The 22,790-nt window shown below is 41.9% G+C and carries 21 protein-coding genes; 2 read left to right on the top strand and 19 right to left on the bottom strand.

Going from position 1 to position 22,790, the window contains the following annotated elements:
• Nucleotides 1-64: 64 nt before the first annotated feature.
• The 12 genes from lipA to leuS all read right to left on the bottom strand — a co-directional run bounded on the left by lipA (nt 65) and on the right by leuS (nt 13,173).
• Nucleotides 65-1,036, bottom strand: coding sequence for a lipoyl synthase (gene lipA / locus I3259_RS13115; RefSeq protein ID WP_238030031.1), 972 nt, complete (start codon nt 1,034-1,036; stop codon nt 65-67).
• A complete protein-coding gene (lipB, locus tag I3259_RS13110; RefSeq protein WP_238030030.1) occupies nt 1,033-1,683 on the bottom strand; it encodes a lipoyl(octanoyl) transferase LipB in 651 nt (216 codons plus the stop codon). The genes lipA and lipB overlap by 4 nt, the downstream gene beginning before the upstream one ends.
• 187 nt (nt 1,684-1,870) lie before the next feature.
• Entirely contained in the window at nt 1,871-2,146 is a 276-nt protein-coding gene (ybeD, locus tag I3259_RS13105) for a DUF493 family protein YbeD (RefSeq protein ID WP_238030029.1), read from the bottom strand.
• A gap of 213 nt (nt 2,147-2,359) precedes the next feature.
• On the bottom strand, nt 2,360-3,535 hold the full coding sequence (locus tag I3259_RS13100) for a serine hydrolase (RefSeq protein WP_238030028.1): 1,176 nt from the start codon (nt 3,533-3,535) through the stop codon (nt 2,360-2,362).
• 239 nt (nt 3,536-3,774) lie between these two features.
• Nucleotides 3,775-4,653 carry a septal ring lytic transglycosylase RlpA family protein gene (locus I3259_RS13095; RefSeq protein ID WP_238030027.1) on the bottom strand — a complete coding sequence of 293 codons (879 nt, stop codon included), beginning with the start codon at nt 4,651-4,653 and terminating at the stop codon, nt 3,775-3,777.
• Nucleotides 4,654-5,775 (bottom strand): peptidoglycan glycosyltransferase MrdB, encoded by a 1,122-nt coding sequence (gene mrdB / locus I3259_RS13090; protein ID WP_238030026.1) that lies wholly within the window; start codon nt 5,773-5,775, stop codon nt 4,654-4,656. It abuts the gene before it with no gap.
• Nucleotides 5,775-7,736, bottom strand: a complete 1,962-nt coding sequence (gene mrdA / locus I3259_RS13085; protein ID WP_238030025.1) for a penicillin-binding protein 2 — start codon at nt 7,734-7,736, stop codon at nt 5,775-5,777. Before mrdA ends, mrdB begins: the two co-directional genes overlap by 1 nt.
• 6 nt (nt 7,737-7,742) lie before the next feature.
• Nucleotides 7,743-8,213, bottom strand: coding sequence for a 23S rRNA (pseudouridine(1915)-N(3))-methyltransferase RlmH (gene rlmH, locus I3259_RS13080; protein WP_005363385.1), 471 nt, complete (start codon nt 8,211-8,213; stop codon nt 7,743-7,745).
• A gap of 7 nt (nt 8,214-8,220) precedes the next feature.
• Entirely contained in the window at nt 8,221-8,538 is a 318-nt protein-coding gene (gene rsfS / locus I3259_RS13075; protein WP_238030024.1) for a ribosome silencing factor, read from the bottom strand.
• Nucleotides 8,539-8,764: 226 nt separating this feature from the next.
• Nucleotides 8,765-9,790, bottom strand: coding sequence for a DNA polymerase III subunit delta (gene holA / locus I3259_RS13070; protein WP_238030023.1), 1,026 nt, complete (start codon nt 9,788-9,790; stop codon nt 8,765-8,767).
• On the bottom strand, nt 9,787-10,458 hold the full coding sequence (gene lptE, locus I3259_RS13065; RefSeq protein WP_238030022.1) for an LPS assembly lipoprotein LptE: 672 nt from the start codon (nt 10,456-10,458) through the stop codon (nt 9,787-9,789). Before lptE ends, holA begins: the two co-directional genes overlap by 4 nt.
• Before the next feature lie 141 nt (nt 10,459-10,599).
• Nucleotides 10,600-13,173, bottom strand: a complete 2,574-nt coding sequence (gene leuS / locus I3259_RS13060) for a leucine--tRNA ligase (RefSeq protein WP_238030021.1) — start codon at nt 13,171-13,173, stop codon at nt 10,600-10,602.
• 171 nt (nt 13,174-13,344) lie between these two features.
• On the opposite strand from leuS, the gene I3259_RS13055 reads away from it, so the two are divergent.
• Complete coding sequence (locus I3259_RS13055; RefSeq protein WP_238030020.1) at nt 13,345-13,827, top strand: zinc ribbon-containing protein; 483 nt, start codon at nt 13,345-13,347, stop codon at nt 13,825-13,827.
• Nucleotides 13,828-13,900: 73 nt separating this feature from the next.
• On the opposite strand, the gene I3259_RS13050 is transcribed toward I3259_RS13055, so the two are convergent.
• From I3259_RS13050 to mtgA, 7 genes are all read right to left on the bottom strand, one after another.
• Nucleotides 13,901-14,629 (bottom strand): lipid-binding SYLF domain-containing protein, encoded by a 729-nt coding sequence (locus I3259_RS13050; RefSeq protein ID WP_238030019.1) that lies wholly within the window; start codon nt 14,627-14,629, stop codon nt 13,901-13,903.
• Nucleotides 14,630-14,788: 159 nt separating this feature from the next.
• Entirely contained in the window at nt 14,789-16,342 is a 1,554-nt protein-coding gene (gene lnt, locus I3259_RS13045) for an apolipoprotein N-acyltransferase (RefSeq protein ID WP_238030018.1), read from the bottom strand.
• Between the two features lie 3 nt (nt 16,343-16,345).
• Nucleotides 16,346-17,218 (bottom strand): CNNM family magnesium/cobalt transport protein CorC, encoded by an 873-nt coding sequence (gene corC / locus I3259_RS13040; RefSeq protein WP_005363367.1) that lies wholly within the window; start codon nt 17,216-17,218, stop codon nt 16,346-16,348.
• An 88-nt stretch (nt 17,219-17,306) separates the two neighbouring features.
• Nucleotides 17,307-17,771 carry an rRNA maturation RNase YbeY gene (gene ybeY, locus I3259_RS13035; RefSeq protein WP_238030017.1) on the bottom strand — a complete coding sequence of 155 codons (465 nt, stop codon included), beginning with the start codon at nt 17,769-17,771 and terminating at the stop codon, nt 17,307-17,309.
• Nucleotides 17,771-18,868 (bottom strand): PhoH family protein, encoded by a 1,098-nt coding sequence (locus I3259_RS13030; protein WP_238030016.1) that lies wholly within the window; start codon nt 18,866-18,868, stop codon nt 17,771-17,773. Before I3259_RS13030 ends, ybeY begins: the two co-directional genes overlap by 1 nt.
• 107 nt (nt 18,869-18,975) lie before the next feature.
• Nucleotides 18,976-20,403 carry a tRNA (N6-isopentenyl adenosine(37)-C2)-methylthiotransferase MiaB gene (gene miaB, locus I3259_RS13025; protein WP_238030015.1) on the bottom strand — a complete coding sequence of 476 codons (1,428 nt, stop codon included), beginning with the start codon at nt 20,401-20,403 and terminating at the stop codon, nt 18,976-18,978.
• Between the two features lie 160 nt (nt 20,404-20,563).
• Nucleotides 20,564-21,283 (bottom strand): monofunctional biosynthetic peptidoglycan transglycosylase, encoded by a 720-nt coding sequence (gene mtgA / locus I3259_RS13020; RefSeq protein WP_238030014.1) that lies wholly within the window; start codon nt 21,281-21,283, stop codon nt 20,564-20,566.
• A 163-nt stretch (nt 21,284-21,446) separates the two neighbouring features.
• Here mtgA and I3259_RS13015 point away from each other — a divergent pair, with 163 nt between their 5' ends.
• Nucleotides 21,447-22,607 carry a 2-octaprenyl-3-methyl-6-methoxy-1,4-benzoquinol hydroxylase gene (locus I3259_RS13015; RefSeq protein ID WP_238030013.1) on the top strand — a complete coding sequence of 387 codons (1,161 nt, stop codon included), beginning with the start codon at nt 21,447-21,449 and terminating at the stop codon, nt 22,605-22,607.
• Nucleotides 22,608-22,790: the final 183 nt, after the last annotated feature.

The raw sequence follows: 22,790 nt of genomic DNA, 5'->3' as shown, positions 1-22,790 counted from the left end.
CCGCTTTATTTAAAGCGGTTTTTTTGTGTTTAATTTTTAGCTTACGTCATAATACGTAGTGATATTATTTAATCTCGACACCTTGTGCTTGTAGATCAGCGTGGTACGACGATCGCACAAAGGGTCCACATGCCGCGTGCGTAAAGCCAAGATCGAGAGCGATCTCTTTTAGTTCATCAAATTCTTCTGGCGGTACATAACGCTCAACCGGTAGGTGGTGGCGGCTTGGTGCTAAGTATTGGCCTAGTGTCAGCATGGTAACGCCATGAGCACGAAGATCTTTTAATACTTGAATGATTTCTTCTTTAGTTTCACCTAAGCCCATCATCACACCTGATTTAGTTGGTACATCAGGATGAAGCTCTTTAAACTTTTTCAGCAAATCCAGTGACCACTGGTAGTTAGCTCCTGGGCGAGCTTTACGGTACAGGCGTGGAGCTGTTTCTAAGTTGTGGTTAAAAACATTGGGTGCGGTATCACGGAAGATCTCTAGTGCGCGATCCATACGACCACGGAAATCAGGCACTAACGTTTCAATATGAATATTTGGGTTTTTTGCTCTAATTTCAGTAATACAGTCAACGAAATGTTGTGCGCCACCATCACGTAGATCATCACGGTCAACAGAGGTGACAACCACATAACGTAGCTTCATATCTGCGATTGTCTGTGCTAGATGCGCGGGCTCTTCTGCATTGGGTGGAAGAGGACGACCATGAGCCACGTCGCAGAATGGGCAACGACGGGTACAAATAGCCCCTAATATCATAAAGGTTGCTGTACCGTGGTTAAAACATTCTGCTAAATTCGGGCAAGAAGCCTCTTCACATACAGAGTGAAGCTTGTTTTTACGTAGGGCTGATTTTATTTCCTGAATACGCTTACTATCAGACGGCAGCTTGATTTTCATCCATTCAGGTTTACGTAATACTTCTTTTGGCGCTTCTTCATTCGCAACGTTACGAACTGGGATCAATGCCATTTTATCGGCATCGCGATATTTGACGCCTTGTTCAATTTTAATTGGTTTACTCATGGTTGATTGCTTTCCGTCATCCACTCGATTTTCGGATAATCGAGTAATTTAGTTAATTCTTCAACGAGTACAGGCTGAACTTCCGTCAGTTCAGTTGGGCCATTTAATGACGCAGTTTGTGTCATTTCCATTCCAGCATATCCGCAAGGGTTAATACGAAGAAAAGGCGCCAGATCCATATTTATATTGAGTGCCAGACCGTGAAAAGAGCACCCACGTCTGATCCGTAATCCTAGTGAGCATATTTTTTGATTATTAACATACACACCAGGTGCATCAGGGCGAGCGTTAGAGCTAATCCCAAAGTGGGATAAAGTATTGATTACTGTATTTTCGATGTGCGTAACTAATTCACGTACACCTAATTTTTTACGGCGCAAGTCGATTAAGATATAAGCCACTTGTTGTCCAGGACCATGATAGGTTACTTGACCGCCACGGTCACTTTGAACAACAGGGATATCGCCTGTGTTGAGCAAGTGTTCAACTTTGCCTGCCTGTCCTTGAGTGAAAACAGGTGAATGTTCGACCAGCCAGATTTCATCTGCCGAGTCTTCAGTTCGATTATTGGTGAAGTCATGCATGGCATCGTACGTCGATTGGTAATCGCAACGGCCAAGGTTTTTAATAATAAGAGCTGTTTGCAATGTACTACCCAGATAATAATTAAGATGCCAATCATAAAGAAGGCTAGGTCGGGGCATTATACCTAAACTTGTTGCGGATGTAATGTTAACGACTGATGAAGGAGTTATGGATAATAAGTGAGGATTATAAGAAAGGTAGAGTAAAGAGGAAGACAGGCGGTATTGATAACCGCCTGAAAAATAGTGCTTATAACACTACGCGAACAATATCAATTGCACCTAAATCTTTATATAAGGTTTCAATTTGTTCAACATTGGTCGCGTTTACAGCAACAGAAACAGCAGTGTATGTTCCTTTGCTACTTGGTTTTGTTGTTGGAGTGTAATCACCAGGGATAATACTCTGAATAACTTCAACCACACGATCTGGCAATTCTGGTTTGTTTTCGCCCATTACTTTAAAAGTAAAGATACAAGGGAATTCCAGTAGATCTTTTAGTTTTGGTTGCTCTTGTTCTTGCATATAGAACTCCAAGGTTCGCTTTCAATGTGTCTTTCATCATTACTATTATGGCTAATAGTAGTGTAATGCAGGCATCTTAATGTGTCAGTGATTGTAAAACAAGGGGGGGATGAAGACGATAGAGAATATGGGAGGTAATGTTTGTATTCAGTAATGAAAACAAAGAGGCAACCGAAGTTGCCTCTTAGTTGTTGATGAAGTCGATGGTTGAAATTACTTAAACCAACTTTGTACTAGCATCATTACGTAGTCGACCATACGGCTAAATAGGCTACCTTCTTTCACATCGTTTAATGCAACAAGCGGGTATTCAGCAACGTCTTGATCGCCAACACGATAAGTTAATTTACCTACCTCTTCACCTTTAGTGATAGGGGCTTTTAACTCTTTGGTTAGCACAAAACTTGCTTTCAGATCTTTTGCTTGGCTACGAGGCAGCGTTACATAAGTATTTTCAGCTACACCTAGGTTTACTGTGTCAGTGTCACCCATCCAAACTTTTTCAGTTTCAATCGTTTGATCTTTTTTGTTTGGTGACAGTGTTTCGTAGAAACGGAAACCAAAGTTAAGCAGCTTCTTACTTTCAGCAAGGCGAGCATTTTTACTTGCAGTACCCATCACAACTGAGATCAGACGCATGTTACCTTCAGTGGCAGTACTTACTAGGCTGTAACCTGCGTTATCTGTATGGCCTGTTTTTAGACCGTCAACGTGCATGCTTTTATCCCAAAGCAGACCATTGCGGTTGTATTGGGTAATACCGTTGTAAGTAAATGATTTTTCTGCGTAGATTTTAAATTCATTTGGCAAATCACGGATCAGTGAGCGCGCTAGAATTGAAAGATCGTAAGGTGTTGTGTATAGATCTGGGCGATCTAGACCATGAACATTAGCAAAGTGTGTTGATTTCATGCCAAGGTTTTTAGCCCAGCCATTCATTAAATCAACAAAAGACTCTTGAGAGCCAGCAACGTGCTCAGCCATTGCGACACAGGCATCGTTACCAGAATCTACGATAATACCGCGGTTTAAGTCAGAAACTTTTACGCTTTTACCGACCTCAAGGAACATTTTAGATGAGCCTGGGAAATTTTTCGCCCATGCATTTTTACTGATAACAACAGTATCATCTGGTGAGATGTTACCGTTTTTAATTTCTTGACCGATAACGTAACTGGTCATCATTTTTGTCAAACTAGCAGGCGCTAATTTTTCATATTCATTATGACCGGCAAGGATTTTACCTGAGTTATAGTCGACGAGGATATAGCCTTTTGCCGCGATTTGTGGAGCTTCAGGTACGACTGCTGGTGATGCAGCAACAGTAGCTGAAGCCAGCAAAGTGGCAGAGATGGCTACAGAACGGAAAAGCGCAGCTGTTTTCTTCATGGTTATTATAACTTTAGTTTATCTAAGACAAGAAATGACGCTCACTATAGCAGATAACACCTCACCTATCAGTTGAATGGGGGGAGAATCCCATTTATTGACATTAAGCGGACGTAATGTGCGCAAAGATTGGTTATTGATTCACTGTTGTGAACAAAATAAAACTTGTATGTTCATTACGTTAAACGAATAAACATACAAGCCGATGTTATGAGTGCTAAATGTCGATTAGGTTCCCATTATCTATTAACAGTGGTTATAAATGCCTTTGGGTAACGATGAGATTTTACTTTGCTAAGCTGTATTTCTGCATCTCGGTGATCCATATATGGACCTAAACGGACACGGTATACCGCACGACTAGCAACTTTTTCGATATCAATATCGGTATTGAAGTTACGTTTTAGCTCTTTTTTCATCTCTTCGGCTTTTGCTAAGCTATTTACCGCGGCTAATTGGACAAAATAGTGATGAGGAATCGGTGAATTTTTCATTGCACTTTTATTTGTCGGCTTAGGTATATTTATCACTTCAATCTTAACAGGGGCTGTGCCAAGACTGATTACCCCAATTTTTGCTGCCGCGGCCATACTTAAATCAATAATTCGGCCATCATGGAATGGACCACGGTCGTTCACTCGAACGATCGTCGATTTACCATTTAGGGTATTGGTTACACGGACAAAACTCGGTAGCGGCAAGGTTTTATGCGCTGCCGTCATAGCAAACATATTATATGTTTCACCATTGGAGGTTTTATGGCCATGGAATTTCTCGCCATACCAAGAAGCAAAGCCTGTCTCAGTATAACCTTTCGTATTTTTTACAATATGGTAGCGTTTGCCACGTAATGTGTAGTCTTTATTACCACCACGACTATAAGGTTCATAATGCGGTACAACGGGTGGTACTTTACTAAAATCAGGCACCACCGTTGGTGCTCGGTCATCTTTTAATGAATAACGGCCCGCATTGGGATCGTCATTGGTTGGGGTATTGGGTTTAAACAGTAAGCCTGGTGTGGCTTGAGCTGCTTTTGTCTCTGGCTGTTGAGGTTTATCTGGCGCGGAGCTACATCCTGCAAGTAGAACAAAGAACAATAAAAAAAGTGAACGCATTTAGGTCGCCTTAGACAACATTTTTCTGTGAGTGTGGATAGACATCAAAATACCGAAGCCAGCTAGCAGGGTCATCATGGATGTACCGCCGTAGCTCACTAGAGGAAGTGGAACACCTACCACAGGCAGAATGCCACTTACCATACCGATATTTACAAAAACATAAACAAAGAAACTTAATACAATACTGCCAGCCATCATACGCCCAAATGCGGTTTGAGCTCGGCTTGCTAATAATAACCCTCGTCCTAAGATGAAAAGGTAAATTGTCAGTAAACCAATCACACCGGTTAATCCCCATTCTTCAGCGATAACTGCAAAGATGAAATCGGTATGTCGTTCAGGAACAAATTCTAGCTGAGACTGAGTACCATGGAGCCAACCTTTACCGCTTATGCCTCCAGAGCCAATCGCGATTTTTGATTGAATAATATGGTAACCCGCACCGAGCGGATCAGACTCTGGATTAAACAAAGTCATTACTCGCGTTCGCTGGTAGTCGTGCATAAGGAAGAACCATAACACAGGAATAAACGCACCGAGTAATACTAACGCCCCTATAATCAGTCTCCAGCTCATTCCTGACAGAAACAGAACAAAGATCCCTGATGCGGCAACCAAAATTGAGGTTCCAAGGTCGGGTTGCTTAGCAATTAAGATGGTTGGTGTGAAGATTAATACTAAAGCAACAAAGATATTACGCATCGATGGCGGTAATGGTCGATTACCAATAAATCGAGCCACCATCAGCGGTACGGCCAGTTTGAGCAATTCAGAAGGTTGAAAGCGAACAAAGCCTAAATTTAACCAACGTTGTGCGCCTTTAGATACTTCACCAAAAGCTAATACACTAAACAGCAGTAGTAAGCCAATACCAAATAAGTAAGGTGCCCATGCTTCGTAATGGCGTGGTGCAATTTGTGCGAGTAAAACCATAATCCCTAGTGACATCAACATGCGCATTGCCTGGCGTTCCATCATGGCAATATTTTGTCCGCTTGCGCTCCACATGATGATAAGGGCAAACCCCATAAGTGTAAGGATCCCTAGTAATAGTGGCATATCGATATGTAAGCGATCACTTAGCGTTCGCTTGGTACCGGTTGCCGCCATAATACTCATTATTGTACCTCTGTTGGTTGTGTCGCAGTGAGTTCAGGCTTTGCTTTAAGAAGGCTCTCAGCGGTTGGCTTAATTAGCATATGATCGAAAATTTGACGAGCAATTGGCCCACCATTACTAGAGCCACCACCGGCATTTTCTAATACCATTGCAACGACTACTTCAGGTTTGTCAAATGGCGCAAATGCAGTAAATAACGCATGGTCACGTAAACGCTCTTCAAGCTCATCTGCATTATATTTTTGGTTTTCAGCTAAACCGAAGACCTGTGCTGAGCCTGATTTCCCGCCAGCTTCATATGGCGTATCATAAAACGCTTTTCGTGCTGTACCACGATTACCATAAAGAACGCGATGCATACCTTCACGAGCGATCTCCCAGGTTTCTGGTGTCACGCCTGTGATCGGTGGGAAATCTTCAAACTCAGCGGGTTTGACTGTTTCTTCGTCAATAATATCTTTTAGAAGATGAGGGCGATGAACCACGCCATTATTGACCAATACCGATGTTGCTTTTGCTATTTGCAGTGGTGTTGCTGTCCAATAGCCTTGTCCAATACCGACAGGAATAGTATCGCCTTGATACCAAGGACGTTTATGGCGAGCTTGTTTCCATTCACGGGTTGGCATATTGGCTTTGCTTTCTTCGTGAATATCAATACCGGTATAGACGCCATAGCCAAATTTATTCATCCACGTTGAAAGTCGATCGATACCCATATCGTAGGCAACTTGATAAAAGTAAGTATCCACTGACTCTTCAATCGCTTTATAAATGTTGACGCGACCATGTCCCCAACGTAACCAATCACGGAATTTACGACTGGTTGTGTTCGGGATCTGCCACCAACCGGGATCATTTCGGGTGGTTTTTGGCGTGATCACGCCTTCTGTTAATGCAGCGACTGCAATTAACGGTTTTACCGTGGATGCTGGTGGATAAATACCGAGAGTGACGCGGTTAACTAATGGGCGATCTGGGTTATTTAATAATTCACGGTATTTTTTACTGGAAATACCACGAACAAATAAATTAGGGTCGTAACTTGGGCTAGAAACCATCGCGAGAATAGCGTCGTCTTTTGGATCTAAAACTACGACAGAGCCACGTTTGTGTTTAGTGATCTCTTCACCCGTTTCAGGATCGATTTTACGTTCAGTTAGCAAGTTTTGAACATAAAGCTGAAGCTGAATATCAAGATTTAATGAGATGTCTTTACCTGGAATAGGGGGTACGTACTTAAGGGTACGAATAATACGTCCACGACTGTTAACTTCGACTTCTTGATAGCCTGAAGTGCCATGTAATAGATCTTCGTAGTAACGCTCAATACCTAGCTTACCGATATCGCGAGTTGCTTTGTAATTACTGAGTTTATCCGCTTTATCTAGTTTTTTAAGGTCACGATCGTTGATTTTAGCAACATAACCTAAGACGTGCGTAAGCGAATCACCATATGGATAGTAACGTTTTAAATAGGCTTTAACTTCCACGCCTGGAAATTTATGTTGGTTGACTGCAAACAAAGCAACTTGTTGCTCGTTTAATCCCTCAAGGATTGGCACAGATTTAAAGCGACGAGTACGGCGGCGCTCTTTTTTAAATCGCTCAATGTCTTCATCGGTAAGGCCTAATACTGATTTTAAATCAGCATAGGTTTGTTCCATGTCAGGTACTTTTTCGATGGTAACTTCAAGGTTATAAATGGGGCGGTTTTCGGCTAATAGCACACCATTACGGTCATAAATAAGACCGCGATTAGGTGCGACAGGAACAATTTTTATCCGGTTGTCATTTGATCGAGTCTTATAGTCTTGGTGTTGTTCAACCTGAATATTAAATAGATTGAATAATAAGATGCTGACCAGAATGACAATTCCAATAAATGAGACAAGAGCTCGGCGGAAAAATAGCGCCGACTCAGCGCGATGGTCGCGGATCTGGGTTCGCTTTTGTCTCATCGATGGTTATTCCCTGTGGTACGGATGGTTAGCCGTGATGCTCCATGCACGGTATAAACTTTCTGCCATAACTACACGCACTAACGGGTGCGGAAGTGTTAATGGTGATAGTGACCAGCTTTGCTCTGCTGCTGCTTTACAAGCTGGTGAAAGGCCTTCTGGTCCGCCAATTAAAATAGAGACGTCGCGACCATCAAGTTTCCAAACTTCTAGCTGACCTGCTAGTTGCTCGGTATCCCAGCGTTTGCCAGGAATATCTAGAGTAACAATTCGGTTACCCTTAGCAACGGCAGCTAACATTGCTTCACCTTCTTTTTGAAGGATACGAGCAATATCTGCATTTTTCCCGCGCTTACCCGCTGGGATCTCAATCAATTCCAGAGGCATATCTTTAGGGAAGCGACGGCTATATTCTTTATAGCCTTCCTCAACCCACTTTGGCATTTTTGTGCCAACAGCAATTAATTGAAGCTTCATGACTCAGTTAGCTCCAAAGCTTCTCCAGTTGGTACACTTGGCGAGCATCTTCTTGCATGATATGTAGCATTACGTTACCCATATCAACGATCACCCATTGACCTTCATCTTCACCACTAATACCAAATGGAGGGAAGTCAATTAACTTTGATTCTTTGTTTACGTGATCAGCAATAGAGCTCACGTGACGGTTTGAAGTACCAGTACAGATAACCATTACGTCTGTGATGCTTGATTTACCACGAACATCAATTGTTACGATGTCTTGTGCTTTAATGTCGTCAATTTTATCAACAATGAAATCGTGTAGTTCTTGAACTTGCAAAGGGATTCCCTCAATAAGCGTTTAAAAATGTGTAGTCGTCTATGATCTATTTTACTATTGGATAGGATAGGTAAAAAGTTTGCGACCGTAATAAGATCGGCAGTATACCACGCTCTTATCTGACAGCGATAAAAGGACAAGGTTCAGACGATGATTTTTCGACCGGTTAAGGTAAGATTTAGAAAAAAAACGGTCAACAATGACTGAAGACCGTTTTTATATCGGATTATGCGTGCTGTAAGTGGGTTTCTAAACCGCAGATTTCAGCACAGAGTGTACTAAGAGCTGGCCATGGTGTGGTGTCGTAATCAGTTTTCACTTGTATTTCAAGTTGAGTTAATTGACGAATGATTCTAACCAAACGTGGTAATGGTAAGCGATGAAGTGCACCAACATAAATTTCACGGCGATTTTGCCACACCCGAAATTGCTCAAAAATGATATTAAGCGGTGTGCCTTTCTTCCCCATTTCTTGCATCTTATAAAGCTGCGTCAACTCTCGTTGCAAGGTACGTAATAAGATCGTGGCCTCAATACCTTCACCTTGCAATTGACGGAGCACGCGTTGGCTGCGTTTTGATTGTCCAGCTAATACCGCATCAACCAGTTGGAAAGGGGTATAGTGATTATGACGACTTAATGCTTCTTGTAGGCGAATAATGGTTAGCTCACCATCAGGATAAAGCAAGACCAGCTTATGTAAGCTTTGTGCTAACGCCAGTAAATTACCTTCATGCCATTGTGCTAGCATTTGTACCGACTCATGATCAGGCTTTAAACCAAGCATTCGACAACGGGTTTGAATAAAACGCGGCATTTGTTTGGCGTCAGGGGTATTACATGGCACATATAAGCCTAAGCCATCGAGGGCTTTAAACCATTTGGTTGCTTCTTGTTTCTTATTTAAATAAGGACCAGTAAGCACTAATAAAATATCAGGGTTTAAATGTTCAATAACCTCTAACAAGGCTTTAGCTTGATTGGCATTAAGCCCTGTTTCAGGAAACTCTAACTCAATGATTTGTTGGGCTGAGAATAAGCTCATGGCTTGACAGCAATCGAGTACTTGATTCCAATCTAACTGGTTATCAATGGTAAAACGATGGCGTTCAAGAAAACCTTGCTGTTGAGCTAGTTGCTTAATACTGTCACCACATTCTTGTTTAAGTAGTGGTTCATTACCAAATAATAGGTAAGCCTGACGCAGGCCTTTATTGAGCTGCTGCGTCAGTTGTTCGGGATAAACTCTCATTGTGCGTTATGACTATTATGCTCAATAACTGTATTTGATTGCTCTGCAGGTAACGTTGTAATTATCGTTTTTCCTGTTTCATCGGAAGATTCTTTTTTATCTTCTTCGTTCAGAATCTCTTGTAATTGAGAGTCTAATTTGTCTTCTTCGATCTTATTAAATACGGCGGTTAAACGTGCCAATTTACGCATAATTTGTTGCGCAGCTTGTTCACGCATAACGTTAACTAATTCGTCTTGTTCAACAGATTTTGCCAATGCTGTTAATGGGTTATCAAGGAAAGTACGAGTCACTTTGGTGGTATAAGTTTGCTGACCTTGATTTGGGATAGTGACTGAGTAATTAACCGTTAAGGTTAAATCGTATTCCGCTTTACCGTTATTTTGATAAATAGATAAAGTACGCTCACCTTGAGACTCACTGTTAATATTTAGGTTCGGCACATTTTTCGCAGGTGCAACTTCACTAATACCGTGGAGTTTAAATTGGTATCTAACCATACGTGTTAGCTGACCATAAGGGTCAAAACTGGTTAATGATAGTTTAGCGATACCGTCAGGAAGCATGTAATTACCGCGAAGATGGAAGCCACAAGAAGCTGTTGTTAGCGCGAGAAGAGTAATGATAAGTAGTCGAGTTAGGCTGTTCGCCGAGAAAAAACTTTTCACGAAAGTCAGCTCCTTGAAGTAAAAAGAAAGTGCGCTAGGCGCAAAAATTAAATAGAACTGTAATTATAAAGATCCCCGCATAAGCGGGGATCTTAAGGTTACTCGCTATGTTAGGTGAACTAACAGAGAACAATAACCTAATTAGCTAGCAACGATGTTAAGTAGTTTACCTGGTACGTAAATAACTTTACGGATCGTTAAACCATCAGTGAACTTAGTGACGTTCTCATCGTTTAGACCAAGTTCTTCAACTTGTTCTTTTGTTGCATCTGCTGCAACGGTTAACTTAGCACGAAGCTTACCGTTAACTTGAACAATGATCAGTTTCTCATCTTCAACTAATGCTTTTTCGTCAGCTTGTGGCCATTGTGCATTATCAATGTCAGTTTCGCCCAGTGCAGCCCACATTTCGAAACAGATATGTGGAGTGATAGGGTAAAGCATAGTCACAATTGCTTTTAGTGCTTCATCAAGAATTGCGCGATCTTGAACTGATTCTTGAGAGGCTTTAGCCAGCTTATTCATCAGCTCCATGATAGCAGCAATTGCAGTGTTGAATGTTTGGCGACGACCAATATCATCACTTACTTTTGCAATTGTTTTGTGAATATCACGACGAAGTGCTTTTTGATCGCCAGTTAATGCTGACACATCAACCGCTTCTGCTGCACCTTTCGCTGTATGTTCACGAACGAGTTTCCAAACACGTTTAAGGAAACGGTTAGCACCTTCAACGCCAGATTCTTGCCATTCAAGTGTCATGTCAGCAGGTGATGCAAACATCATGAATAGACGAACGGTATCAGCACCGTACTTATCTACCATTTCTTGAGGGTCGATACCGTTGTTTTTAGACTTAGACATTTTGATCATGCCTGAGTGTTCAACGTTGTGACCTTGAGAGTCAACAGCAGACGTGATGCGACCTTTACCATCGCGTTCAACAGTGACGTCTGTTGGCGCAACCCACTCTTTACCGCCTTTCTCTGTGGTATAGAAGAATGCGTCAGCCAATACCATGCCTTGACATAGTAATTGCTTGAATGGTTCGTCAGACGTTACGTAACCTGCATCACGTAGCAATTTGTGGAAGAAGCGAGAGTACAGTAGGTGCATACATGCGTGTTCAATACCACCAATGTATTGATCAACAGGTAGCCAGTAGTTCGCTTTTTCTGGATCTAGAATATCGTCAGCTTGTGGTGAACAGTAACGCGCGTAGTACCAAGACGATTCCATGAATGTATCGAATGTATCTGTTTCACGAAGCGCAGGTTCACCGTTAAAGGTAGTTTTTGCCCACTCTTTATCCGCTTTGATTGGACTAGTTACGCCATCCATTACCACATCTTCAGGCAAGATCACTGGTAGTTGATCTGCAGGTACTGGGTGAACTTCACCATCTTCAGTCGTTACCATTGGGATTGGCGCACCCCAGTAACGTTGACGAGAAACGCCCCAGTCACGTAGACGGAAGTTAACTGTCTTTTTGCCTTTTCCTTCAGCTTCAAGTTTCGTTGCAATTGCATCGAACGCTTGTTGGAAGTTAAGGCCATCGAATTCACCTGAATTAAACAGTACACCTTTTTCTGTGTATGCCGCCTCAGAAATGTCAGCATCACTACCATCTTCAGGCTTGATAACTGCCATGATGTCGATGTTGTATTTTGTTGCAAACTCAAAGTCACGCTGATCGTGCGCAGGTACTGCCATTACTGCACCTGTGCCGTAATCCATCAGTACAAAGTTAGCAACGTAAACAGGGACTTCACGACCATCTAATGGGTGGATAGCCGTTAAGCCTGTATCCATGCCTTTCTTTTCCATCGTTGCAAGATCAGCTTCTGCAACTTTGTTATTACGGCATTCGTGAATGAAATCAGCAAGAGCAGGGTTATTTTCAGCCGCTTTTGCAGCAAGAGGGTGGCCTGCAGCAATGCTGACAAATGTTACACCCATAAGGGTATCAGGGCGGGTAGTATAAACTTCTAGATCGTCTTGACCTTTAACATTAAATGTTAGCTCAACACCTTCAGAACGACCGATCCAGTTGCGCTGCATGGTTTTAACCATTTCAGGCCAGCCATCAAGGTTGTCAAGATCGTCAAGTAGCTCTTGCGCGTACTCAGTGATCTTAATGAACCATTGTGGGATCTCTTTTTGCTCAACAGGTGTATCACAACGCCAACAACAACCATCTTCAACCTGCTCGTTAGCAAGTACAGTTTGGTCGTTAGGACACCAGTTAACAGATGAAGTCTTCTTGTAAACTAGGCCTTTATTGTAAAGCTTAGTGAAGAATTCTTGTTCCCAACGGTAGTACTCTGGCGTACAAGTTGCGAATTCACGGTTCCAATCATAACCAAAGCCTAATAGCTTAAGCTGGTTTTTCATGTACTCGATATTTTCGTAAGTCCATGGTGCTGGAGCTGTCTTATTTTTTACTGCCGCATTTTCAGCAGGTAAACCAAATGCATCCCAGCCGATTGGCTGCATTACATTTTTACCTTGTAAGCGCTGGTAGCGAGAGATAACATCACCGATAGTGTAGTTACGCACGTGACCCATGTGCAGTCGACCACTAGGGTACGGGAACATGGACAGACAGTAGAATTTTTCTTTATTAGGGTCTTCACTAACAACAAAAGTTTTTTTGTTGTCCCAATGTTCTTGAACTTTCTGTTCAATGTCCTGTGGACGATATTGTTCTTGCATCGATGACATCCGGGATTTTGTGAGTTTAATATAAACACATTCAAATTAATCGACATAGAATAACCAAAGGTAAAGGTGTCAACAATAGCTGAAGGCAATTCGATACCTTTAATCTTGTATTTGGCGGCATTTCAGCACGCTTTTAGTCAATATAGGCTAAGGAGAAACATCATGACTCAGCAAAAAGCACACTACGAAGCGCTATTAGAAAAAGTAACAGAGACATTAAAGAATAGCCCACAAGAGCTTAAGAAGTTTATTGAGACGACTGAACTGTATGGTAAAGCCGCCAGCGATATGACTAAGGATGAGCTTTCACTGATTGAAGCGTATTTAAAAAGTGATTTAAAAACTTTTAGTGAAGAAGTGAAAAATAGCCCAGAACCGTTCAAAGAAAGTCCATTTTATCAATTGGTAAGTGAAACAGTATGGCGACACCTTGCTGAGATCACGGATAAAACACAATTGGAGTGGATTGAAGTGATGGATGATATTAAACATAAAGGGGTTTACCGCGCAGGAGAGCTAGTTGGACTGGGTCATTTGGTATGTGAGAAATGTGGCTACCAGCAAACGATTACTCATGTAACACGTATTGAACCATGCATTAAATGTGGTTGTAAGGAGTTTAATCGTCAGCCGCTTGAGCCGTAAAAAATAGGTTTTACTACATCATAAAAAACGCAGCGATTGGCTGCGTTTTTTGTTTTTAACATTCGTGATGCTACTAGATATCGTCTGGACGCTCTAACGTTTCAACAACCACTGCATTGTCTTCTGCTGGGGCTTTAATCGTCTCAACTGGTTTTACTGACTTTGATGCTTGCGCTGATTTTTGTAGTTCTTGAGGTACCATTTTGTTATAGCCCTTCACGTTACGTGTAGCTTCGGTCATTGGCTCGAAAGTGAATTTTTGTCCAGCTAATGATGCTTCAATCATGGCACCACCTTTTGCTTTTGTGAAAATAGCAACACCATTGATGTAACTTTTCGTTGCGTATTTGCCATTAGAGCCAGCACCCGCACCTGCAGTGCCTGCTTTTGCTGATGCGCCTTCATCTAAAGCGACTGCTGATGCTTGGGCATCTAGCTCGAAGCTACCACTCACAAAATTGTCGTAAGCACGTTTATCTTGGAAGAATAAAATTTCGCTATATGCTTGTCCACCGAACTGTAAGCCGATAGAAACTTGAAATAGTTTAGCAAAGCCTGTTGCTTGGTTAGCCTTAAATACCACACCCTTGCCATAAGCACCACCTACCCAGAATCCACCTTTACCGACAGATGGGAAAACCGCATACCCATAAGCTGTTGAAAAAAAAGGTTTTGTTTGTGATGATTGGTAGAATAAATCGAGTGTTTTTTGTGTGTCACTGTCTTGTGCTAACGCAGAGGTTGAGCTCAGCATCATGATGCAGGTACATAAGGTTATAAATAGTTTATGTATCGTTTTCATTAATTCGATCCTTGTTGGTTGCGTAAGGTATAGGGGAATACCTTACGAATCATAGGTTCTTTGTATGTTGTGTTCGTAAGTATTTGGCTATTTATTCAACCAACATACCATGAGATTAAAAAAAAGGTGAAGCTTAAATCTTCACCTTTTTTAGGTACTTTACTCGGTTTCCAATGGTCGAGTGTCACGGAAATGTCCGCGTTGACGTCGGATAAGGATCCAAGATAACGCGAAAGCCCAGAAGCTATAGAAATATAAAGGCCAACTGCCAAGCGTAGTATAAGGTGTCATACCTATTGTTGGGATCACTGTTGCTTTTAGAACACCAGTAACAAACTGCGGTAACTTTTTGGTGATATGGCCTTCGTGATTAACAACAGCGGTAATCCCTGTGTTGGTTGCACGCAATAGTGGTTTTCCAAGCTCTAATGCGCGCATTTGAGCTATTTCCATATGTTGGAAAGGACCAATAGAACGACCAAACCATGCATCATTAGAAAGCGTTAGTAGCATTTCAGTGTGATTGGTGATGTTTTCACGCATTTGTTCACTAAAAGCCACTTCATAACAGAGTGCTGGTGCTATTGAATAACCATGAGCTTGAATGTTCGGTTGTACATAAGCTCCACGGCTAAATGACGACATCGGTAGGTTAAACAGCGGTGCAATAGGGCGCAATAAATTACCAAACGGTACAAACTCACCAAACGGCAGTAAGTGGTGCTTACTGTATCGTGTTGCTGTGTCGTAGTTATATGGGCCATCAGCGTCCACACCGAGAGTTAAGATGTTATTGAAGAATTGTCCATCAGGTTTCTGATCCAGAATACCGGTGATAACCGTGCTGTTATTGGCACGAGCAGCATCATCTAAACCTTGTAAAAAAACAGGAATATGTGCTTCGAGTGCAGGGATTGCAGCTTCTGGCCAAATGATCAGATCGGATCCCCAATTTTCACGGGTGAGATCCATATATTTCATCAAGGTTGGCCAACGTTGGCTCGGTAGCCATTTTTGATCTTGAGGAATATTGCCTTGAATTAAAGCGACAGACACACTGTTTTTAGGATCAGGTTTAACCCATTGTGCTTTTCCTGCCCACAAAGACAAACCAATAATGACGATAGGGATCAGTAAAGGTTTCCAATTACGGTAGGTTATTGCGGCAACAATCGCACCTGAAATAAGTACTAAGGCAAGCGTAATACCTTCAACACCGAAGATTGGCGCAATAGCAGCCAAGGGCGTATCAATTTGGCTGTAACCCATCCATAACCATGGAAAGCCGGTAAATAGCCAACCACGGATCCAATCTAAAAGTAACCAAAATACAGGGCCGGTTAATAGTAGTTGGTGGAAAGGACGAGTACGATTAAAACGATTGTAGAGATAGCCATATAGCGCCGGGTATAACGCTAAGTAGCTGATCAGCATCGTCATTAAGAACACACTAGCAATCTTTGGCATACCACCAAAGTTATCAATACTAACGTGTACCCAGCTAATGCCAGTACCAAACATACCTAAGCCGTAAAGAAAGCCGATTAGGGCTGAACGTTTGGCAGTTTTATGTTGGAGTAAAAAGAAAAAAGCGATGAGAGATAATGGCGCGAGAAGCCAGTAGTTATAAGGTGCAAAAGAAAGTGTTGCAATTGCACCCGCAGGCACAGCTGCAAGCAGCTGTCCCCACGATAATAATGATTTTTTTGTCATTCTTTAAGAAGTAATAGTCGGTTGAAATGCTTCGTCAGGTACCGTTACTTGTAACTGGATAACACGACGGTTATCGGCAGAAGTCACTTTAAACGAGTAACCATTAACTTCAACAACTTCACCACGCGTTGGTAGGTGACCAAAGTTCATCATCACAAGTCCGCCAACAGTATCGACTTCTTCATCACAGAATGAGGTTTGGAATAGTTCATTGAAATCTTCAATGGTTGTCAGTGCTTTTACCGCGTAAGTATGTTTACTTAACTGACGGACATCTTGTTCTTCCTCGTCATCGAATTCATCTTCGATTTCGCCAACGATTTGTTCAAGAATATCTTCAATGGTGATAACGCCTGATACACCACCAAACTCATCAACCACAATCGCCATGTGGTAACGTTCTTCACGAAACTCTTTTAATAGACGGTCAACACGCTTACTTTCCGGCACCACAACAGCGGGACGCAGCACTTTATCCATATCAAAAGGCTCGCTATCAGGAAGCAGATAACGCAGGAGATCTTTAGCAAGTAAGATGCCTTCTACGTGGTCTTTATCATCACTGATAACAGGGTAACGAGAGTGTTGGGCTTCAACAATTAAATCAATTAGATCTTCTAACTTCTGAGAACGTTCAATCGTGATCATTTGCGAACGTGGGATCATGATGTCACGAACACGCATTTCAGAAATTTCCATTACACCCTCAAGCATGTCGCGAGTGTCATGGTCGATTAGATCGTTTTCTTCTGAATCTCGAAAAACTTCAACCAATTCTTCACGGTTTTGTGGATCACCTTGAAATAGTTGGCCAATACGTTCAAAGAAGGACTTTCTACTCGGACCTTCAGATGTTGGAGAGTTATCTTCGTTCATTATTTACTTTCAGCAAATAGCTTGTCAGCTAAGTGGACGATGCCACGGAAATGCGACTCATCGTAGGGATGAATCGCGATATAAATGATTACTGCTTTTCAGAAATGTAAGGGTCAACAAATCCCATGTTTTGCATGATTTCTGTTTCCAAACTTTCCATTTCTTCAGCTTCTTCATCTTCAATATGATCATAACCTAGCAGATGGAGACTGCCATGTACAACCATATGTGCCCAGTGTGCTTTTAGGGGCTTATTTTGTTCAAGTGCTTCTTTTTCTACAACTTGACGACAAATAATTAAATCGCCAAGCAGTTCCAATTCCATGCCAGGAGGCGCTTCAAATGGAAAAGATAACACATTTGTTGGACGATCTTTGCCACGGTACTCGAGATTTAGTGCATGGCTTTCTTGCTCATCAACTAAACGTATCGTGACTTCAGCATCAGCTTGAAAAGGGGTAACGGCTGCATTTAACCACTGTTGAAATTCCGCTTCTGTCGGTAACCCATCCAGACTCTCAGTGGCGTGTTGTAAATCGAGATAAATTGCCATTAATTACTCTTTTCTGATTCTATCTTTGCCGCAGTAGCAACGGCAACTAATGCCGCTTCTTTTGCTTCCTGCTCTGCTCGGCGGCGTTGTTCTGCAAGCTTACGTTGTTTTTGGTCTTCGCTTTCCCATACTTCGTAAGCTTGAACAATACGTGCTACCACAGGATGTCGAACGACATCATCGGCTAAGAAGAAATTAAAGCTGATCTCATCAACTTCAGATAATACTTCAATTGCATGACGTAGACCTGAACGTGCACCACGAGGTAAGTCTATTTGCGTCACATCACCGGTGATCACAGCACGAGAATTAAAACCAATACGAGTAAGGAACATTTTCATCTGTTCTACTGTGGTGTTTTGGCTTTCATCTAGGATAATAAATGCATCATTAAGGGTACGTCCACGCATATATGCTAATGGGGCAACTTCAATCACATTTCGTTCAATTAATTTTTCAACACGCTCGAAACCTAACATTTCAAATAGCGCATCATAGAGAGGACGTAAGTAAGGATCGACTTTTTGGCTTAGATCGCCAGGAAGGAAACCTAACTTTTCCCCTGCTTCTACTGCTGGACGCGTTAATAAAATACGACGGATCTCTTGACGCTCTAATGCATCAACAGCTGCGGCAACTGCAAGGTAGGTTTTACCAGTACCAGCAGGACCAATACCAAAGGTAATATCATGCGTTACCATATTGGCAATATATTGCGCTTGATTAGGAGTGCGCGGTTTAATCACACCTTTTTTGGTTTTGATGTGAATTTCTTTGCCATACGGAATTGAGGATTCAGTCGTTTGCTCTAATACACCAGACTCTTTAATCGCAAGGTGAATTTGGTCAGGTTCAATATCTGGAATTGTATTGCGAACAGGTGCAGTATCAACGTAGAGATCTTTGATGATATTTGTCGCAGCGTCAACGGAATAGTTTTTTCCAACGATACTAAAGTTATTGCTACGGTGATTAATTTCAACACCTAATCGGCGCTCTAATTGTTTGATATTGTCGTCGAAAGGGCCACAAAGACTAGATAAGCGCTGGTTATCAGCTGGCTCAAGTTGAAATTCTACAGTAATTATTTTGCTCAAGGTTTGCCTCTCATTAAGGCCGTCATGATGACGGCCATAGGTTCAGGGCAGGAGACGTACTCAGGTAAAACGTACATGCCTACCAATGTAGAGCAAGAGCTAACGGTTTACTCTGGTGTGTATACGCCTACACCCAATTCATTTTCTTTACGTGTTTTTGCAATCATTTCAGCAGGTGACATTGCAACACGTAGATTCATTTCTGCTTCAGTACGCACTAATTCGCCACGTAGTGAGTTGGTAAATACATCAACAATTTTCACATCGACGAATTGACCAATTAAATCAGCAGAACCTTCAAAGTTTACGATTCGGTTGTTTTCAGTACGCCCACGCAGTTCCATTACGTTCTTACGAGAAGGACCTTCAACAAGGATACGCTGTTCAGTGCCTAACATTTGACGTGCATGTCGCATTGCTTGGCTGTTTAGTTGTTGCTGTAGCGCATATAAACGTTCTTTTTTCACATCTTCAGACAGATCACATGGGTAATCAGCTGCTGGCGTACCTGGACGTGGTGAGAAGATAAAGCTATAACTAATATCAAAATCGATATCACGAATTAACTTCATGGTATCTTCAAAATCTTGATCAGATTCACCAGGGAACGCGACAATAAAGTCAGAACTCATGGTGATATCAGGACGTACTTTACGTAACTTACGAATTTTAGACTTGTATTCTAATACAGTATGAGGACGTTTCATCATTGTCAGAATGCGATCTGAACCACTCTGTACTGGTAAGTGTAAGTAGTTTACTAATTCTGGCGTATCTGTGTACACATCAATGATGTCATCAGTAAATTCAATAGGATGACTAGTTGTGTAGCGAATACGGTCGATACCATCAATTGCAGCGACTAAACGCAGTAGCTCGGCAAAGCTTGCTACTTCTCCATCGTGCATCGGACCACGATAAGCATTAACGTTTTGTCCTAGTAGATTTACTTCACGTACGCCTTGTTCTGCAAGTTGCGCAATTTCAAACAGTACGTCATCTAATGGACGGCTCACTTCTTCACCGCGAGTATAAGGTACTACGCAGTAAGTACAGTATTTAGAACAGCCTTCCATAATAGATACGAATGCTGTTGCGCCTTCAGCACGAGGCTCAGGCAAGCTATCGAATTTCTCAACTTCAGGGAAGGAGATATCCATAACGGTTTTTTCATTTGATTGTGAACGCTTAATCATCTCTGGCAAACGGTGTAATGTTTGCGGGCCAAAGATTACGTCAACATACGGTGCACGTTTACGAATCGAGTCACCTTCTTGCGTGGCTACACAACCACCGACACCGATCACAAGATCAGGCTTCTTATCTTTTAATTTTTTCCAACGCCCTAGCTGGTGGAAAACTTTCTCTTGTGCCTTCTCACGGATCGAGCAGGTGTTAAGTAGCACAACATCTGCTTCTTCTGGGATTTCGGTTAACTCAAAGCCATTAGCTGCATTAAGAAGATCTGCCATTTTTGATGAATCGTATTCGTTCATCTGGCAGCCCCAGGTTTTGATCAGCAGTTTCTTCGCCATCTCTAACTCTTCGCTCGTAGTGTTGATTTCATTACATTCAGATTACGGGCTGACAGGGGACATGATAGTAATCGCCTGTAGCAAGCCGCGTATTGTACTGCTTTAAACTCGCTCTGACCAGATCATCACCACCCTGAATAAATTGTGGGTTTATTCAAAGCTATGGATAAATAGCAACCGATTTGAAAAGTGATTGTTCATTATAGACTTTATTGAGCGTTACCATACCAAGTTGTCGCATTTGACGACGGATCCATTGGCTACGTTGGTAGACATAATTACTCATTGGCGCGGCTTTTATCTTATAAGGGTTCGGTAATACAGCTGCAAGTTGTGCTGCCTGTTGGGCACTTAATCGACTGGCTGGAATATGGAAAAAGTGTTCACTGGCCGCTTCTACGCCATAAATACCTGGGCCAAATTCAATAATATTTAGATAGACTTCAAGAATACGCTCTTTTCCCCAAACTATTTCCATTAATAAAGAAAAGTATAATTCGATACCTTTACGAATGAATGAGTGGACTGGAAATAGAAACATATTTTTAGCCGCTTGCTGGCTGATGGTACTGGCGCCACGATCTGGGCCATTTTTACCCGCATCTTTTAATACAGCAAGTGTCGCTTGTACATCGATACCGTGATGTTCAGGAAACGTTTGATCTTCAGATGCAATTACAGCTAACTGCATATTCTTTGATATTTTATCTAAATTCACCCACTCATGTTGAGTGTGCTCAGGGTAACCTTGAGGTGGAAATAGTGTTCGACTAACCTCCCAGCCCCAAAATGGTGGATTAATAAATTTAAAAATAATCACGAGAAATACAGGAAACAGAAGCACAAATAAAAGAAATTTAATAAAAAAACGTTTTAGCATGATAAGGCTGTTTCCTGCTTATTAAAGTGATCACACAATAAAAGAATGTTTATCTTAGCGACATTCCCTATATATTAAAATTTTTTATACAATTCGAGTTACTATGATGGTTTTATTGGATTATAACCAAATAATGAGCCTGAACGTAATAGGTAGGTAAATAATGAAGCAGTATGATGTCATCGTTGCTGGTGGCGGTATGGTTGGGGCTGCCACCGCGCTTGGCTTGGCGAAGTTAGGTCTAGATGTTGCTATATTAGAAGGCTTTGCACCTCGACCTTTTGCAAACACACAACCGATGGATTTACGTGTTTCCGCAATTTCTCCTCATTCCGTTGCATTATTAGATCGGTTAGGCGCATGGAACGAAGTGCTCAACATGCGTTTGTGTCCATTTAAACGATTGGAAACGTGGGAAAGCCCAGAATGTCGTACACGTTTTAATGCTGATGATATGGGGTTAGAGCAACTAGGCTATATTGTTGAAAATCGTCTGCTACAACTTGCGCTTTGGCAGCAATTCGACAATATCGAGAACTTGACGCTATATTGCCCATCAAAAATGGTTTCAACAACACCGATTGAAAATGGCTATATCGTTGAGTTGGAAAATACTCAGCAGCTACAGTGTCGATTATTAATTGGTGCCGATGGTGCTAATTCTCAAGTGCGCCAACAAGCGGGCATTGGTATTACGGCGTGGGATTACCGTCAACACTGCATGCTCATTAATATAGAAACAGCATTGCCGCAACAAGATATTACGTGGCAACAGTTTACACCAGCAGGTCCACGCTCATTCTTACCGTTGCCTGGGCATCAAGGTTCATTAGTATGGTATGACAGCCCTGAACGTATTCGACGTCTAACACACATGACTTCCGAACAGTTGCATACAGAGATCTCTGCTGTTTTCCCTGAAGAGCTGGGTGAGTTCAGTGTAATTGATCATGGCTCTTTTCCATTAACGCGTCGTCATGCACAAACGTATTACAAGCCAAATGTAGTATTATTAGGCGATGCTGCTCATACGATTAATCCATTAGCAGGCCAAGGTGTGAATCTTGGCTTTAAAGATGTTGATATTTTACTGCAAGAAATAGAAGCGGCAGGTGAGCATTGGGCGGAAAGTTCGGTACTTGATAAATATCAACGTCGTCGTCGTCCTGACAACCTTGTCATGCAAACAGGGATGGATTTTTTCTATGTGGCATTTAGTAATAATATTGCGCCATTAAAGTTTATTCGTAATGCAGGGCTTCGTTTAGCCGATGGGGCGGGCGGGATTAAAAAACAAGTATTGAAATACGCAATGGGTCTTTAATTTAAGATTTTGCTATTTATATAACGAAAAGCATAAAGCTGAGAGACATTGTCACTCAGCTTTTTCTTTATCTAATGACATATTTGCCAGATAAAAGAAAACCCACTCAAAGAGTGGGTTTCTAATGTATGGTGCGGAAGGAGAGACTTGAACTCTCACACCTTGCGGCGCCAGAACCTAAAT

Source organism: Photobacterium sp. Ph5 (assembly GCF_022129445.1).
GTDB lineage: Bacteria > Pseudomonadota > Gammaproteobacteria > Enterobacterales > Vibrionaceae > Photobacterium.
The sequence above is the reverse complement of the archived record's forward strand: the minus strand, read 5'-3'. Positions and strand labels throughout refer to the sequence as shown.

Coding starts and splice junctions, on each gene's coding strand:
- mtgA (WP_238030014.1), bottom strand. CDS start 21,283: ATGCTAAAACGTTTTTTTATTAAATTTCTTTTATTTGTGCTTCTGTTT.
- I3259_RS13100 (WP_238030028.1), bottom strand. CDS start 3,535: ATGAAGAAAACAGCTGCGCTTTTCCGTTCTGTAGCCATCTCTGCCACT.
- rlmH (WP_005363385.1), bottom strand. CDS start 8,213: ATGAAGCTTCAATTAATTGCTGTTGGCACAAAAATGCCAAAGTGGGTT.
- I3259_RS13015 (WP_238030013.1), top strand. CDS start 21,447: ATGAAGCAGTATGATGTCATCGTTGCTGGTGGCGGTATGGTTGGGGCT.
- leuS (WP_238030021.1), bottom strand. CDS start 13,173: ATGCAAGAACAATATCGTCCACAGGACATTGAACAGAAAGTTCAAGAA.
- I3259_RS13095 (WP_238030027.1), bottom strand. CDS start 4,653: ATGCGTTCACTTTTTTTATTGTTCTTTGTTCTACTTGCAGGATGTAGC.
- I3259_RS13050 (WP_238030019.1), bottom strand. CDS start 14,629: ATGAAAACGATACATAAACTATTTATAACCTTATGTACCTGCATCATG.
- mrdB (WP_238030026.1), bottom strand. CDS start 5,775: ATGAGTATTATGGCGGCAACCGGTACCAAGCGAACGCTAAGTGATCGC.
- ybeY (WP_238030017.1), bottom strand. CDS start 17,771: ATGGCAATTTATCTCGATTTACAACACGCCACTGAGAGTCTGGATGGG.
- lnt (WP_238030018.1), bottom strand. CDS start 16,342: ATGACAAAAAAATCATTATTATCGTGGGGACAGCTGCTTGCAGCTGTG.
- ybeD (WP_238030029.1), bottom strand. CDS start 2,146: ATGCAAGAACAAGAGCAACCAAAACTAAAAGATCTACTGGAATTCCCT.
- mrdA (WP_238030025.1), bottom strand. CDS start 7,736: ATGAGACAAAAGCGAACCCAGATCCGCGACCATCGCGCTGAGTCGGCG.
- I3259_RS13055 (WP_238030020.1), top strand. CDS start 13,345: ATGACTCAGCAAAAAGCACACTACGAAGCGCTATTAGAAAAAGTAACA.
- miaB (WP_238030015.1), bottom strand. CDS start 20,403: ATGGCGAAGAAACTGCTGATCAAAACCTGGGGCTGCCAGATGAACGAA.
- lipA (WP_238030031.1), bottom strand. CDS start 1,036: ATGAGTAAACCAATTAAAATTGAACAAGGCGTCAAATATCGCGATGCC.
- holA (WP_238030023.1), bottom strand. CDS start 9,790: ATGAGAGTTTATCCCGAACAACTGACGCAGCAGCTCAATAAAGGCCTG.
- corC (WP_005363367.1), bottom strand. CDS start 17,218: ATGAACGAAGATAACTCTCCAACATCTGAAGGTCCGAGTAGAAAGTCC.